The sequence below is a fragment of the Kitasatospora griseola genome, from assembly GCF_014648555.1.
Taxonomy (GTDB): domain Bacteria; phylum Actinomycetota; class Actinomycetes; order Streptomycetales; family Streptomycetaceae; genus Kitasatospora; species Kitasatospora griseola.
In genome coordinates, this window is the sequence record NZ_BMRI01000015.1 from 140,787 (window position 1) to 155,367 (window position 14,581).

The window sequence follows — 14,581 nt, forward strand, 5'->3', positions numbered from 1 at the left end:
TCCTCGTCCTCGATCAGGTAGTCGGGACGCTTGCCCTGCGGCTTGCCCTTGCGGTTCGCACCGCCCTGGCCGCCGCCGAAGCCGCCCTGGCCGGCCCGGCCGTCGGCTCCCCGCTCGCCCCGGGCGCGCAGCCCGGTGCCGCCGGGCGTGAACTCGCCGCCCGCGGCCGGCCCGCGCCGTCCGCCGACGGTGCCGCCCGCCCGGCTGACCAGCCCGCTGCCGCGCGCGCCGCCGCCGGCTCCGCCACGGGCGCCGCCGGCACCCGCGCCGCCGCCGCCGTGCGGCATGCCGCCGCCCATGCCCGAGGCACCCGCGCGTCCGGCCTGGCCGGCCTGACCTGCCTGGCCCGCTCCGGCGGGCGCCGCGGTGGGGCCACCGGTCCTGCCGGTTCCGGCCGCGCCGCCCGAGTACCCGCCGCCGCCGGGGATCGGGCCGCCCTGGTAGCCGCCGCCTCCGACAGAGCCGCCGAGGCCACCGCCACCCGTGCCGTGGCCGCCACCGCCCGTGCCGTATCCGCCACCCCCGCCTCCGCCGGTGACCGGAAGGGTCGGGTCCGGGGGACTCTGGGTGGGTGTGTGGTCGATGCGGGTGGTCGGGTCCTGGATCGGAGTCGGCGGCGGGACCGGGCCCGGCGGCAGCGGCGGATGCGGGGGCCGCGGAGTGGGCGGCGGGACCGGACCCGGCGGCTCCGGCGGCTGCGGGGGTCGTGGAATCGGTGGCGGGACCGGACCCGGCGGCTGCGGCGGATTCGGCTTCGGGGGCGGCGGCGGGATCGGCGGCTTCCCGATGACGGGACCGACGGGCTTCCGGCCGGTGCTGCCGCCTCCGCCGTCGTCGCCGACCGGGACGTCCACCGAAGTGTCGTGATCGATATCGCCCCCGGGCAGCGGCGGAAACACCGGCGGCTGCACCGAGTTGAGCTGCGTCGTCGACTGCTCGTAGGCCTGCGCCAGCTTGTTCATCTGCTGGATGGCCTCGTTGTGCGCCTGTGCCACCCGCTGCTGCGCGGCCTTGGCCTCCGCGGGGGTGACCCAGTCGGAGTCCACCGCGTCGGCGATCTTGTTCGCGCCCCAGCTGCCGATCCCCGCGCCGACGCCCGGGATCATGCTGCCCAGGATGGCGCCGCCGGTGCTGACGGCGTCGTTGGGCTGCCCGTCGTAGCGGCTGACGGCCGCGATGTCGTCGTGCGGCACCGGCGGCATGCCCGACTTGACGGCGGCGAGCGTCTCACCGGCGGAGGCCATGTACGTGCCGGCGTTCCGCGAGTACGAGGCCAGGTCCATGGTGGACTTGGAGACCTGGCCGCCCCAGGTCTTGAAGCTTTCGGCGGCGGTGCCCTCCCAGTCGAGGCCGCTCATGTGCGCGTGCAGTTCCTCGCTGACCTCGTCCATCTTCTGCGAGGCCTGCAGCAGTCGCTGGGCCACCTGCATGACGGCGATCGGGTCCGTGTGCTGGACCATGGCCACCAGTTGCTCGTGGCTGGCGCCGCCGATCTCGCCGCCGTCGTGGACTGCCCGGACGAAGCGCTTGTCTGTCATCTCTCATCTCCCCCGATCTCCGTCGCCGGAGACGTCGTCAGTACGCGCCTTGCTGGGTGCCGGTGGCCGGAGCCGGTGAGCGGTAGGCGGTCCTCGGGTCGGCGGCGGCGCCGCCCGGGAGCGCCGAGCCGGTGCCGGTCCGGTCCAGTGCCCGGAACTGGCCGTGCTGTTCGGCGTCCGTGTTGCCGTAGTTGCCGGCGACCTGGCCGATGCTCGCGCTCATGGCCGCGATCTGTGCGGCGAGGGTCTGCGAGAGCCGTTCCAGGTTGGTGTGCACCGTGTTGTACGCGGTCATCAGGTCGTCGGCCTGGCCGAAGTTCTGGCCGAGTTGACCGGTCGCCAGCGTCTGCTGGGAGACCTCGCCGTGGCTCGCGGCCGAGCCGTCGAGTTCACGCAGGATCTGGTCGACCTTGTTCTTGAAGGTCTGCAGGTTCTCGACCTCGACCTTGACCGCCCCGCCGCCGACCTGGTTCGCCAGCGCGACCATGGCCGCCGTCTGTGCGGTCGTCGCGACGGCGACCACGTTGTACACGAACCCCGACATCCCGCCGGAGACGTCACTCATTGCCGATCCCCTCCCCCGTAAGCGGACCCACCCCCGTGGTGGCCCGCCGGTGGCATTGGCCATCTTTCAAGATAGCGGTACGAACGGACGGTCCGTCAGGGGAGCGGAGATAACGGTACGGGTAGCCTGTGCCGGTCGTCCTCCGCTGAGGGAGCGTCAAGAGGCTTGGCGTACGGGGGAGTTCGGATGGGGGAGAAGCGCGTCACCTGGGCGGAGCTGTACTTCGACCTGGTGTTCGTGTTCGCGGTGACGCAGGTGTCGGCGCTGCTGCACCACCACCACGACTGGGCCGGGTGCGGGCGGGCCCTGGTGGCGTTCGTGCCGGTGTACTGGTGCTGGGTGGGCACCACGGTGCAGGCCAACATCCGGGACGTGGACAACCCGCGGGACCGGATCGGGATCTTCGGGGTGGGCCTGGCGGGACTGTTCATGGCGCTCGCCCTGCCGGGGGCGTTCGGCGACCGCGGCGTGCTGTTCGGCGTCGCGTACTGGGCGGCCCGGCTGCTGCTGATCGGGCTGCTGGCCCGCCGGGTGCGGCGGGTCTGGATCGGTCCGTACGGGGTGGGCGCGTTCTTCAGCGGTCCGCTGCTGGTGATCGGCGGCCTGCTGGCGTCCCCCGCACGGGAGTCGCTGTGGGCGCTGGCCGCGGCGGCGGACCTGTCGGCGCCGCTGCTGTTCCGCCGGCGGCTGGCGAAGGTCGAGTACCACCCGGGCCACCTGCCCGAGCGCTTCGGGCTGTTCCTGCTGGTGGCGCTCGGCGAATCGATCGTCGGGATCGGCGCCCCGGTGGCCGGCGCCCCGTTGCACGCGGGCCGGCCGGCCTCGGTGGCCGTGGCGTTCGTGATCTCCTGCGCGCTGTGGTGGCAGTACTTCGGGTACGCGGCCGACGCGATGCGGCACGCCCTGGAGACCGCGCTCTCGCGGCGCGACGTGCTGCGCCGGGTGTTCTCGTACGGGCACCTGGCGCTGATCGCCGGGGTGATCACCGTCGCGGTGGGCTTCGCCGAGACGGTGGCCCGGCCCGGGGCGGCGCTCGGCGGCGGCGCGCTCGGGCTGCTGTACGGCGGCAGCGCGCTGTACCTGCTGGCCTTCAACTACACCCGGTGGATGATGTTCGGGAAGCTCTCGCCGACCCGGCTGACCGCAGGCCTGCTGGTGGCCGCACTGCTGGCGCTGCTGCTCCTCACCCCGCTGCACCGGCTGCCCGCGCTGGCCGTGCTGGTCCTGCTGGCGGCGGTGCTGGTCGGGCTGAGCGGCTGGGAAGAGCTTCGTGTGCGGCGGGCGGAGCGGGCTGTCGGCGCGACTGTGTAGCGTTCTTCGCAGCGGGTCCGGAACGGGCCCGGGAACGATCGAGCGAGAGCGGTCGCCGTGCGGCGCGGCCGGTGGGAGGTACATCGTGACGGAGCTGGCCGAGGCGTCCGTGGGCGGCGCGCTGGAGCTGCCGGAGTCCTGGCGCGCAGTGCTCGCCGAGGAGACCGGCAAGCCCTACTTCGCGCAGCTGTCGGAGTTCCTGGCGGCCGAGCGGGCCGAGCACGAGGTGTTCCCGCCCGCCGGGCAGGAGTTCTCGGCGCTGGACGTGACCGCCTACCAGGACGTCCGGGTGCTGATCCTCGGCCAGGACCCGTACCACGACAACGGGCAGGCCCACGGCATGAGCTTCTCCGTGCTGCCCGGCGTCAAGGTCCCGCCGTCGCTGCGCAACATCTACAAGGAGCTCAACACCGACCTCGGCCTCTTCACGGAGCCCGGCACCGGCACCGGCTTCAAGATGCCCGACAACGGCTACCTGATGCCGTGGGCCGAGCAGGGCGTGCTGCTGCTGAACGCGGTCCTCACGGTGCAGGCGCACCAGGCCAACTCGCACAAGAACAAGGGCTGGGAGAAGTTCACCGACGCGGTGATCCGCGCGGTCAGCGCCCGCGAGGAGCCGTGCGTGTTCGTGCTGTGGGGCGGCTACGCGAAGAAGAAGCTGTCGCTGATCGACACCGAGAAGCACGTGGTCGTGCAGAGCGGCCACCCGTCGCCGCTGTCGCAGAAGACCTTCTTCGGCACCAAGCCGTTCTCGCAGATCAACGCTGCGCTGGAAGGGTTCGGGCAGAAGGCGGTCGACTGGAACATCCCGAACGTGAAGTAGCACGGCGGACTCCCCGGGCCCCTGAGGGGCCCGGGGGGCTTTCAGTCGGCGAGGACGGGGGGTTCCGTCGCCGCACGGAGCTGTTCGAGCGTGACGCCGTCCGCGAGTTCGACCAGGCGCAGGCCGTCCGAGGTGACGTCGAGGACGGCGAGGTCGGTGACGATGCGGTGGACGACGCCGCGGCCGGTGGCGGGCAGGGTGAGCTCGTCGACGATCTTCGGGGTGCCGTCCTTCGCGGTGTGCTCCATCACCACGATCAGGCGGCGGGCTCCGTGGACCAGGTCCATCGCGCCGCCCATGCCCTTGACCATCTTGCCGGGGATCATCCAGTTGGCGAGGTCGCCGCTCGCGGAGACCTGCATCGCGCCGAGCACCGAGACGTCGATCCGGCCGGAGCGCACCATGCCGAAGGAGAACGCCGAGTCGAAGTAGGCCGCGCCGGGGTTGACGGTGACGGTCTCCTTGCCGGCGTTGATCAGGTCGGGGTGGACGTCGGCGTCCGTCGGGTAGGGGCCGACGCCGAGGATGCCGTTCTCGGAGTGCAGGACGACGTGCACGCCCGCGGGCAGGTGGTTGGGGATCAGGGTGGGCAGGCCGATGCCGAGGTTGACGTACTGGCCGTCGCGGAGTTCGCGGGCGGCGCGGGCGGCGAGCAGGTCGCGCGGGTCGAGCGCGGTGGTCATCAGGACTCCTTCGCGGCGGAAAGACTGACGGTGCGGCGCTCGATCCGGCGGTCGGCGGGGTCGGCGGCGACCACCCGGTCGACGTACACGCCGGGCAGGTGGACGGCGTCCGGCGGGATCTCGCCCGGTTCGACGATCCGGTCGGCCTCGACGACGGTGATCCGGCCGGCGGTGGCGCACAGCGGGTTGAAGTTGCGGGCGGCGGCGTGGAAGACGCAGTTGCCGTGGCGGTCGGCGATCTCGGCGCGGACCAGGGCGAAGTCCGCGACGATCGCCTCCTCCAGCAGGTAGAAGCGCCCGTCGAACTCGCGGACCTCCTTCGGCGGGGAGGCCACCGCGACGGCGCCGCCGCCCGGGGCGTAGCGCCAGGGCAGGCCGCCCTCCTCGACCTGGGTGCCGGCGCCGGCCGGGGTGTAGAAGGCGGGGATGCCCGCGCCGCCGGCCCGCAGCCGTTCCGCGAGGGTGCCCTGCGGGGTCAGTTCGACCTCCAGTTCGCCGTTCAGGTACTGGCGGGCGAACTCCTTGTTCTCGCCGACGTAGCTGGAGGTCATCCGGGCGATCCGGCCGGCCCGGAGCAGCAGGCCGAGGCCCCAGTCGTCCACGCCGCAGTTGTTGGAGACGACGCGCAGGCCGGTGGTGCCCGCGTCGACGAGCGCGCCGATCAGGGTCGACGGGATGCCGCACAGGCCGAAGCCGCCGACCGCGAGCACCGCGCCGTCGGGAATGTCCCCGACCGCGCGGGCGGGGGAGTCCAGGACCTTGTCCAAGGGGGCCACCTTCTCGAAGGGGGAGGGCTGACTGCCGCACCACACTCGTCGCAGGCCCCGGCGCTTTCCATGGCGGGCGACGCCATGGAGCAGGGCGGATCCATGTGTCCGTCACACACCTCGCGGGGAGCGGCACCGCAACATGTCGCCAACCCACACAGAAGTGGCCGCCGATGCGTGCCCCCGTCACATGTCGTCTTCCGGGCGGCCCCCCTACGGTTCCCGCATCCCACCAGCACAGGTACGTCAGGAGCTCCCCACCATGTCAGTCACGGACGCCACCCCCAGACGACCCGTCCGCAGGCTCGCCGCGCTGGCCGCCTGCGTGCTGCTCGCGTCCGCCTGCGCCAAGGCCGGTACGGCGGGCACCTCGGCGGAGGCGGGCGGCGGCGACAAGAGCCCGGTCAAGGTCGGCCTGGTGTACTCCAAGACCGGTCCGCTGGCGGCCTACGGCAAGCAGTACCTGGAGGGCTTCAAGGCCGGTCTGTCGTACGCCACCAAGGGCACGAACGCGGTCGGCGGGCACCCGGTGGAGATCGCCGAGCAGGACGACGCGGGCGACCCGGCGAAGGCCGTGTCCGCGGCGAAGGACCTGATCGGCAAGAACTACAAGATCCTGGCGGGCTCCACCGCCTCCGGCGTGGCCCTGCAGGTCGGCCCGATCGCGGCGCAGAACAAGGTGCTGTTCATCAGCGGCCCGGCCGCCGCCGACAAGGTCACCGGCCTGAACAAGTACACCTTCCGCTCCGGTCGGCAGTCCTACCAGGACACCAAGGCCGCCGCGTCCTTCATCGGCGACGCCAAGGGCAAGAAGGTCACCGTCCTCGCGCAGGACAACGCCTTCGGCCAGGCCAACGTGGCCGCCGTCAAGGACGTCCTCGGCGGCGAGGGCGCCACCGTGGAGGCGGTGCTGGCCCCGCCGTCCGCCACCGACCTGACGCCGTTCGCGACTCAGGCCAAGGCCGCCAAGCCCGACCTGCTGTTCGTGGCGTGGGCCGGCGACACCGCCTCCGCGCTGTGGACCTCGCTCAACCAGCAGGACGTGTTCTCCTCGACCAAGGTCGTCACCGGCCTCGACGTGGCCGCCTCGTACCCGCTGTTCGGCCCCGCCGCCGAGAAGATCGACTTCCTGAACCACTACTTCTCCGGCGCGGCCGGCGGCACCGAGGCCGAGCTGGCGATGAACGACTTCGTCACCAAGAACGGCTCCAAGTCCGACCTGTTCACCCCGGACGGCTTCACGGCCGCGCAGATGGTGGTGCACGCGCTGGAGGCCAACAAGGGCTCCGACACCGACACCGACGCGCTGGTGAAGTCGCTGGAGGGCTGGAGCTTCGACGGCGTCAAGGGCAAGCTGACCGTCCGCGCCGAGGACCACGCGCTGCTGCAGCCGATGTTCCAGGTGAAGCTGACCGGCACCGGCGCCGCCGCCAAGCCCACCGCGGAGAAGGTGCTGTCGGCCGACCAGGTCGCCCCGCCGGTCGCCAAGATGGCGGGCTGACCGCAATGAGCACCCCCGCCCCGGTCCTGCGGCTGGACGGCCTCGGCTGGTCCGTCCGCGGCGTCCCGATCGTCCAGGACGTCACCTTCGACGTCGCCGAGGGCGAGTTCGTCGCCTTCATCGGCCCGAACGGGGCGGGCAAGACCTCCCTGTTCAACCTGATCTCCGGCATCTACCCGGCCAGCCACGGCACCCTCCGGTTGGACGGCGCCGACATCACCGCCCTGCCGGTGCCCGCCCGGGCCCGGCGGGGTCTCGGCCGGACCTTCCAGACCTCCTCGCTGTGGCCCGGCCTGACCGTCGCCGACCACGTCCGGCTGGCCGCGCAGGCCGCGGCCGGGCCGGCCGCCTCGTACCGGATCTGGCGGCGCGCCGACCGGTACCGGCAGCAGGTCGAGGAGACCCTGGAGCGCACCGGCCTCGCCGACCAGGCCGACGACCTGGCCGGTTCGCTGTCGCACGGCGGCAAGCGGAAGTTGGAGCTCGCGGTGCTGCTGGTGGGCGACCCCCGGCTGATCCTGCTCGACGAGCCGATGGCGGGGGTGAGCGCCGAGGAGGTGCCCGCCCTGGTCGAGCTGATCCGCTCCGTGCACCAGCAGGGCCGCACCGTCCTGATGGTCGAACACCACATGGACGTGCTGCTGGGCCTGGCCGACCGGCTCGCCGTGATGCACCACGGCACTCTGCTCGCACTCGACACCCCCGAGGCCGTGATGGCCGACGAAACCGTCCAGGGGGCCTACCTCGGGGAGGCGCTGTGACGACCCTGCTCGCCGTCCGCGACCTCCGGGTGGTGATCGACGGACTGCACATCCTGCACGGGGTGGACCTGGACGTCGCCGCCACCGGAGTCACCGCACTGCTCGGCCGCAACGGCGCCGGCAAGACCACCACCGTCAAGGCCGTGATGGGACTCGTCCCGCGCACCGGCTCGCTGGTGTTCGACGGCGCCGACATCGGTCGGCTGCCCACCCACCTGGTGGTCCGCCACGGCATCGGCTACGCGCCCGAGGACCGCGGCATCTTCGCCGGCCTGACCGTCGCGGAGAACCTGCGGCTGGCCGAACGCGACGGAACTCCCGCCTACGACCTGGTCTTCGAGCTGTTCCCCGAGCTGAAGCAGCGTCACCGGCAGGCCGCCGGAACCCTGTCGGGCGGCCAGCAGCAGATGGTGGCGATCGCCCGCACGCTGCTCAACGGCAACCGGCTGATCATCGCCGACGAGCCCACCAAGGGCCTCGCCCCGAAGATCGTCACCGAGGTCGCCGACGTGCTCGCCCGGGCCGCCGAGACCGTCCCCGTGCTGCTGGTCGAGCAGAACCTGGCCCTGGTCCGCCGGGTCGCCGGACAGTGCGCCGTCCTCGCCGACGGCCGCACCGCCCACCAGGGCGACGCCCGCGAGCTGCTCGCCGACGAGGACGCCGCCCGCCGGCTGCTCGGCGTCGGCAGCCACCGCCCCACCGCAGCTCCCGAGGTGACTCCCTGATGAACACCGTCGTCCTGCTCGCCTGCACCGGACTGGGGCTCGGCGCGCTGTACTTCCTGGTCGCCTCCGGCCTCTCGCTGATCTTCGGCCTGATGGACGTGCTCAACTTCGCGCACGGCGCGCTGCTGTCCATCGGCGCGTACGCCGCCTGGTGGGCCGCCACCGACGGCGGGATGGGCTTCTGGCTGGCCGTCCCGTTCGGCACCGCGGTCGGCACCGCCGCCTCGGTGCTGCTCGAACTCGCGCTGATCCGGCCGCTGTACTCCCGGCCGCGCGACCAGATCCTCGCCACCGTCGGCGTCGGACTCGCGCTGCCCGCGCTGATCATGGGCATCTGGGGCGCCGACGCCCGGCCGTTCCCGCAGCCCGAGGCGCTGTCCGGCACGGTGCGGCTGCTGGGCGCGACCGTGCCCGTCAACCGCTTCGTGCTGATGGCCGCCGCGCTGATCGTGCTGGTGCTGCTGCGGCTGTTCCTGGCGAAGACCCGCTACGGGCTGATCGTCCGGGCCGGCGTCGAGGACCGGGCGATGGTCACCGCGCTCGGCATCGACGTCCGCAAGGCCTTCACCCTGGTCTTCGCGATCGGCGGCGCCGCCGCCTCGCTCGGCGGGGCGCTGGCCGGCCTGTACTTCGGCTCGATCAACCCCGGCCAGGGCACCGGACTGCTGATCTTCGCCTTCGTGGTCGTGGTGATGGGCGGCATGGGCTCCGTCACCGGCGCGGCCGTCGCCTCGGTCGGCGTCGGACTGGTCCAGCAGTTCGCCAACTACTACACCGCCGCGGGCCTCGGCGACCTCTCCGTGGTCGTCCTGCTCGCCGTGCTGCTGCTCGTCAAGCCGCGCGGACTCACCGGGAGACTCGCATGACCACCCACCTCAAGCGCTGGTGGCCGCTCGGCCTGCTGGTCGTCCTGGTGACCGCGCCGTACAGCACCCTGTCGCTGCCCGGCCTGCTGGACGGCCCGCTCGGCAGCCCCGGCAGCCTCCAGCTGATCGCGCTGTGCCTGGTCTACGGCGGCCTCGCCACCGGCTACGACCTGCTGCTCGGCCGCACCGGGCTGCTCTCCTTCGGGCACGCCCTGTACTTCGCCACCGGCCTGTACGCCACCGACCTGGCGATGCTGGAGTTCGGCCTCGGCTTCGTCCCGGCCGCGGTGTTCGGCATCGCCTGCTCGATCGCGCTGGCGCTGCTGCTCGGCTCGGTGTCGCTGAAGGTCACCGGCATCGGCTTCTCCATGGTCACGCTGGCGTTCGCGCAGGCCGGGGCGATCCTGGTGCAGCGCAACCCCGGCGGTCTGACCGGCGGCGAGGAGGGCCGCTCGGCGCCCGCCGAGCACCTGCCGGACGCGCTGATCGGCATTCAGAACACCGCCAACCTGTACTGGATCGCGGTGCTCTACCTGGTCGTCACGCTCGCCGTGGTGCACTGGACGGTCTCCTCGCCGACCGGGCGGGTGTGGGCCGGCATCCGGGAGAACGAGCGCCGGGTCGAGGTGCTGGGCCTGCGCCCGTACGGCTTCAAGCTGGTCGCGTTCACCGTGTCGGGCGGCCTGGCCGGCGCGGGCGGCGTGGTCTACCTGCTGCTCACCGGCGGCGCCACCCCGCAGGCCGCGAGCTCGGACGCGACGCTGGCGCTGCTGGTGATGGTGGTGCTCGGCGGCTCCGGCACCCGGTGGGGGCCGCTGCTCGGCGGCGTGCTCTACACCTGGGCCGCGCACCGGCTCGGCGACCTGGCGAACTCCGCGTCCATCGCGGAACTCCCGTCCGTGCTGCGGGTTCCGCTCTCCCAGCCGCTGTTCCTGCTGGGTACGCTCTTCGTCGCCGTGGTCTACCTGCTGCCCGGCGGTCTGGCCAAGCTGCCCGCCCGGCTGCGCGCGGGCCGGGCCGCCAGGGCCGCCAAGGTGTCCGTCACCGCCGTACCGGAAGGCGCCGCATGACTCTCCCCCAGCACCTGACCGTCCCCGTCGACGGCGGTGACCTCGCCGTCCTGCACTGGCCGGCCGCCGACCCGGGCGCGCCCGTGGTGGTCGCCGTGCACGGCATCACCGCCAATGCGCTGGCCTGGGCGGGCCTGGCCCGCCTGCTGGACGGCCGGGTCGCGCTGTACGCCCCCGACCTGCGCGGCCGGGCCGCCAGCCGCGACCTGCCCGGCCCGTGGGGCCTGGGCCGGCACGCGGAGGACGTCGCCGCGCTGATCCGCCACCTGGACGCCGGCCCGGTCCGGCTGGTCGGCCACTCGATGGGCGCCTGGGTGTCGGCCGTCGCCGCCACCCGGCACCCCGAGCTGCTCGCCGACCTGGTCCTGGTCGACGGCGCGGTGACCTTCCCGCTGCCCGAGGGCGTCCGCGAGGAGGACGCGCTGGCCGCGGTGCTCGGCCCGGCGCTGGCCCGGCTGTCGATGACCTTCGAGAGCCGCGAGGCCTACCGCGGGTTCTGGCAGGCGCACCCCGCGTTCGCCGAGTGGAGCGAGGAGTTGGACGCGTACACCCAGCGCGACCTGATCGGCGAGGCCCCCGAGCTGGTCTCGTCCTGCGTCCACGAGGCGATCACCACCGACGGCGCCCAGGTGCTGCTCGATCCGGAGGCGGCCGGCGCGATCCACCGCCTCACCGTCCCGACGCAGTTCCTGTACGCCGAGCGCGGCCTGCTGAACGAGCCGCAGGCGCTGTACGACGAGGGCCGGCTGGCGGCGGCGAAGGTCACCGTCCCGACCGAGCTGCTGGCCGGCACCAGCCACTACTCGATCATCTGGGCCGACCGGCTGGCCGAGCTGCTGGTCTGAGCGCGAACGCTCCGGTGCCCTCCCGCCTCCGTGTCCGGAGCGGGAGGGCACCCGGCTGTCCGGCCCGGTCAGGCGCGGCGCCGGTAGTACACGGTGCCGAGGACGGCTGCGGCGGCCAGCGAGCCGCCGATCACCCCGACCTGGGTGTCGATCATCGGCACGGCCCCGGCCGCCGGTGCGCCGCCGCACTCGACGTGGCCGACGATCACGTTGGCGCCGCCGAGGGCGGGCAGCAGGACGATGTGCACGGCGTTGACGGTGAGCACGTCGTTGGCGTCGGTGGACTGCTCGTTGAGGGTCACGGTGCCGAGGCCCGGAACGGTGACGCTGGTGTTCTTCGGGGCGTTCGCCTGCAGGGTGGTCGGGATGCCCAGCACGGTGAGGGTGCCGCTCGCGATGACGCCGTTGCCGGTGGCCCCGTTCGGGTCGGCGCTGCAGGTGGCCTGGACGCCGGTCAGGTCGCCGGCCAGGGCCGGGCCGAGGGTCAGGGTCAGGTGGTCGACGGTGGCGGAGGCGGAGGAGGTGCCGAGCGTCGGGTCGCCGGCGGTGGTGGCGGTGAGGGTGGCGTCGGTCGCGAACGGGCCGACGGTCAGGCCCACCAGGGTCTGGGTGCCGCCCGGCGGGTAGGTGGACAGCGGTTGCGGCGGGACGGCCACGTTGTTGTTCAGTGCGTCGGCGGAGACCACGTACGCCGTCGCCTCGGGGGAGGTGAGCGCGGCGAACGCCGGTGCGGCGGAGCAGAACAGGCCGGCCGCGAGAGCTGCGCCGGCCAGGACGCGGGTGCGGGTGGGGACGGTGGTCACGAACGGACCGCCTTTCTGGGGGAGGAAGTGCCGATTCCGAGGGCTGTCGATCAATTCCCTGATGCGACAAGAGGCTTATGTGACTGGTCGGGAAATCCGGTCGAATGGAGTAGTTGCCTGACGGGGCGTCAACGCGCGGCTGTCCGTGCGGTCTTGTGCCAGCTCTGCTCCCCGCGCACCAGCCGCCAGAACGCGCGCACCGCGACCAGGTACGTCCCGAACGCGTAGACCGCCAGCGCGAGCCCGTACCCCAGCGCCGGGCCGCGGCCGATGTCCCGCTCGCAGCGGCGCCGGTACAGCGGCCCCCAGACGGCGAACTCGGCGATCCCGATCAGCAGATACAGGCCGATCAGCAGGGCGCCGCCGTGGGCGAGGAAGTCCGCGGTGAACTCCGGGTACGCCCAGGAGTGGTAGCCGAAGACCCCGATCGGCAGCAGGTAGGCGAACATGCCGACCACCTGGAGCCAGGGCTGCGCCATGAAGTAGCCCACCTCCAGGAAGCCGAGCGCGCTGAACTCCCGGGAGCTCCAGATCCGCGGCAGGTACCGGGCGCACTGCATCGAGCCCTGCGCCCAGCGGACCCGCTGGGTGAGCAGCTGCCGCACGCTCCACAGCGCCTCCTGCTCGACCCAGGCGGTGGTGGTGTAGCCGTTGCGGCGGCCGGCCAGCATCATCCGCAGGCCCAGCTCGAAGTCCTCCAGCAGGGCCTGCCCCCAGGGGCTGCCGGTCTCGGCGGCGACCGCGCGCAGCGCGCTCAGCCGGTTGGCCTGCCCGTTGCCGCCGACGTTGACGGTGCCGGTGCGGCGCCGGGTGATCTGCATCGCGGAGATCGGCCCGCGGAACTCCAGGTCCTGCAGCCGGGCCAGCAGCCGGGCCCGGGCGTTGGCGACCCGGCTCCGGCCCGGCAGCGGCGCGGCCACCGCCCGGTTCGACATCCGGACCTCCACCTGGACGGCGCCGATCGCCGGGTCGCCGAACGAGGCCGGCCCGGCCAGCACGTGCAGCAGGTTGGGCGAGGGCCGGCCGTCCGCGTCCACCACGGTGAGCACCACCCGGTCCGGGTCGGCGCCGACGGGCAGCCACTCCGCCAGCGCGTGGTACGCCGCGTTCAGCGCGTCGCCCTTGCCGGTGCGGGCGTGCGGCAGCCGGCGCCGCACCAGGTGGACGGGCAGCCCGGCGACGGCGAGGGCGAGGACCACCTCCGCGGTGCGGTCCGTCGAGTGGTCGTCCACCACCCACAGGTGGGCGGTGGGGAAGTGCCGGTGCAGGTGGTCGAGGGTGAGGCCGATCACCGCCTCCTCGTCGCGGCACGGGACGACGAAGTGCCACTGGTAGCCGGACGGGTCGCCGGGGGCGTCCGGCCGGGCGCGCAGGAAGCCCGTCACGATCACCCCGACGTAGCCGAGGAAGCCGACGCCGAGGATGAAGGACAGGCAGACGGAGAGATCGAGCAGGCTCACGGGGCGACGTCCTCGGCGGGGGCGGAGCCGCGGGCGACCACGGCGAGACAGAGCAGCAGGGCCGCCAGCGCGGCGACCATCATCAGCAGCGAGCCGAACAGGACGTGCGTCCACTCGAACCCGGCGCTGCCGTAGCGGTGCTGCATGGCGACGATCAGGGTGAGCCGGCCCAGGTTGGTGCCGGCGATCAGCGTGCCGGCCAGTGCCAGGGCCAGCAGCAGCCGGCCCGGGCGGCGGTGGCCGAACAGCAGCAGCAGGCCGAGGACCAGCGCGAACGGCGCGATCAGCAGGGCGCTGCTGCAGCCGGTGGTCAGCGCGATGCCGCGCTCGAAGTGGTCCGGACCGCCCGCGTACAGCACCGGCGCGCTCGGGCTCGGCAGCAGCAGGGTGCGCAGCCCCAGCAGGTGGGTCGCCACCTGGGCGACGGCGGTCAACTCCAGGTTGCGGTACATGTGTTCGCCGCCGACCAGCAGGCCGGCCAGGGCGAGGGCGAGCGGGCCGCACACCGCGCCGAGCGGGCCGGGGCGGGTGCGGGCGGCGGGCCGGGCCGGCAGTCCGGAGAGTGCGGTGGCAGGCATGGGCGGCTCCACGCGGAGGGGCGGACGGGCCGGACCCGGCGGTCGTCCGCCCGGTCCGGGGGAGGTCAGGGACGGCGGTCCGGGTCGGACCGCTCGGGGCGGGGCGGGGCGGTGGCCAGCCGGCCGCGCCGCACCAGCACCACTCCGACCAGCAGCAGGCCGGTGGCCGCGGCGGCCGCCAGGCCGAGTCCGGGCGAACCGGTGGAGGCCAGCACTCCGCCGCCGGCCGCGACAGGCGGGATTCCGCCGACGTGGGGTCCGTACACGGTCGTCTCCTCTCGTCTC

At 73.3% G+C, this 14,581-nt stretch carries 16 protein-coding genes; 8 read left to right on the forward strand and 8 right to left on the reverse strand.

Going from position 1 to position 14,581, the window contains the following annotated elements; translation table 11 throughout:
- Together IEZ12_RS20725 and IEZ12_RS20730 are read right to left on the reverse strand one after the other, a co-directional pair.
- On the reverse strand, positions 1-1,538 hold a 1,538-nt coding region (locus IEZ12_RS20725; RefSeq protein WP_189273451.1), incomplete at its 3' end, for a WXG100 family type VII secretion target.
- 37 nt (positions 1,539-1,575) lie between these two features.
- Entirely contained in the window at positions 1,576-2,103 is a 528-nt protein-coding gene (locus tag IEZ12_RS20730; RefSeq protein ID WP_189273453.1) for a DUF2563 family protein, read from the reverse strand.
- Between the two features lie 186 nt (positions 2,104-2,289).
- On the opposite strand from IEZ12_RS20730, the gene IEZ12_RS20735 reads away from it, so the two are divergent.
- Both IEZ12_RS20735 and IEZ12_RS20740 read left to right on the forward strand, forming a co-directional pair.
- Positions 2,290-3,414 carry a low temperature requirement protein A gene (locus tag IEZ12_RS20735; protein WP_189273455.1) on the forward strand — a complete coding sequence of 375 codons (1,125 nt, stop codon included), beginning with the start codon at positions 2,290-2,292 and terminating at the stop codon, positions 3,412-3,414.
- Between the two features lie 85 nt (positions 3,415-3,499).
- On the forward strand, positions 3,500-4,237 hold the full coding sequence (locus IEZ12_RS20740) for a uracil-DNA glycosylase (RefSeq protein ID WP_189273456.1): 738 nt from the start codon (positions 3,500-3,502) through the stop codon (positions 4,235-4,237).
- Positions 4,238-4,278: 41 nt separating this feature from the next.
- Here IEZ12_RS20740 and IEZ12_RS20745 read toward each other — a convergent pair whose 3' ends face one another.
- On the reverse strand, positions 4,279-4,920 hold the full coding sequence (locus IEZ12_RS20745) for a 3-oxoacid CoA-transferase subunit B (RefSeq protein WP_189273458.1): 642 nt from the start codon (positions 4,918-4,920) through the stop codon (positions 4,279-4,281).
- Positions 4,920-5,687 carry a CoA transferase subunit A gene (locus tag IEZ12_RS20750; protein ID WP_043914113.1) on the reverse strand — a complete coding sequence of 256 codons (768 nt, stop codon included), beginning with the start codon at positions 5,685-5,687 and terminating at the stop codon, positions 4,920-4,922. Before IEZ12_RS20750 ends, IEZ12_RS20745 begins: the two co-directional genes overlap by 1 nt.
- A 262-nt stretch (positions 5,688-5,949) precedes the next feature.
- On the opposite strand from IEZ12_RS20750, the gene IEZ12_RS20755 reads away from it, so the two are divergent.
- Genes IEZ12_RS20755 through IEZ12_RS20780 form a run of 6 tightly spaced genes read left to right on the forward strand, consistent with a single transcriptional unit; the run spans position 5,950 to position 11,455 of the window.
- The gene (locus IEZ12_RS20755; RefSeq protein ID WP_100588643.1) at positions 5,950-7,188 is read left to right on the forward strand and encodes a substrate-binding domain-containing protein; all 1,239 of its coding nucleotides are present in this window, start codon (positions 5,950-5,952) and stop codon (positions 7,186-7,188) included.
- 5 nt (positions 7,189-7,193) lie between these two features.
- Entirely contained in the window at positions 7,194-7,949 is a 756-nt protein-coding gene (locus IEZ12_RS20760; RefSeq protein ID WP_189273460.1) for an ABC transporter ATP-binding protein, read from the forward strand.
- Positions 7,946-8,674, forward strand: coding sequence for an ABC transporter ATP-binding protein (locus IEZ12_RS20765; RefSeq protein WP_043914109.1), 729 nt, complete (start codon positions 7,946-7,948; stop codon positions 8,672-8,674). Before IEZ12_RS20760 ends, IEZ12_RS20765 begins: the two co-directional genes overlap by 4 nt.
- Complete coding sequence (locus IEZ12_RS20770; protein ID WP_100588644.1) at positions 8,674-9,540, forward strand: branched-chain amino acid ABC transporter permease; 867 nt, start codon at positions 8,674-8,676, stop codon at positions 9,538-9,540. Before IEZ12_RS20765 ends, IEZ12_RS20770 begins: the two co-directional genes overlap by 1 nt.
- A complete protein-coding gene (locus tag IEZ12_RS20775; RefSeq protein WP_189273462.1) occupies positions 9,537-10,610 on the forward strand; it encodes a branched-chain amino acid ABC transporter permease in 1,074 nt (357 codons plus the stop codon). Before IEZ12_RS20770 ends, IEZ12_RS20775 begins: the two co-directional genes overlap by 4 nt.
- On the forward strand, positions 10,607-11,455 hold the full coding sequence (locus tag IEZ12_RS20780; RefSeq protein WP_189273464.1) for an alpha/beta fold hydrolase: 849 nt from the start codon (positions 10,607-10,609) through the stop codon (positions 11,453-11,455). The genes IEZ12_RS20775 and IEZ12_RS20780 overlap by 4 nt, the downstream gene beginning before the upstream one ends.
- 68 nt (positions 11,456-11,523) lie before the next feature.
- On the opposite strand, the gene IEZ12_RS20785 is transcribed toward IEZ12_RS20780, so the two are convergent.
- The 4 genes from IEZ12_RS20785 to IEZ12_RS20800 all read right to left on the reverse strand — a co-directional run bounded on the left by IEZ12_RS20785 (position 11,524) and on the right by IEZ12_RS20800 (position 14,562).
- Positions 11,524-12,258 (reverse strand): choice-of-anchor P family protein, encoded by a 735-nt coding sequence (locus IEZ12_RS20785; protein WP_189273466.1) that lies wholly within the window; start codon positions 12,256-12,258, stop codon positions 11,524-11,526.
- Between the two features lie 128 nt (positions 12,259-12,386).
- A complete protein-coding gene (locus IEZ12_RS20790) occupies positions 12,387-13,718 on the reverse strand; it encodes an XrtP-associated glycosyltransferase (protein ID WP_189273468.1) in 1,332 nt (443 codons plus the stop codon).
- Positions 13,715-14,296, reverse strand: a complete 582-nt coding sequence (locus IEZ12_RS20795) for an archaeosortase/exosortase family protein (protein WP_043914103.1) — start codon at positions 14,294-14,296, stop codon at positions 13,715-13,717. The genes IEZ12_RS20790 and IEZ12_RS20795 overlap by 4 nt, the downstream gene beginning before the upstream one ends.
- Positions 14,297-14,361: 65 nt before the next feature.
- Positions 14,362-14,562 carry a hypothetical protein gene (locus IEZ12_RS20800; protein WP_043914102.1) on the reverse strand — a complete coding sequence of 67 codons (201 nt, stop codon included), beginning with the start codon at positions 14,560-14,562 and terminating at the stop codon, positions 14,362-14,364.
- Between the last annotated feature and the right edge of the window lie 19 nt (positions 14,563-14,581).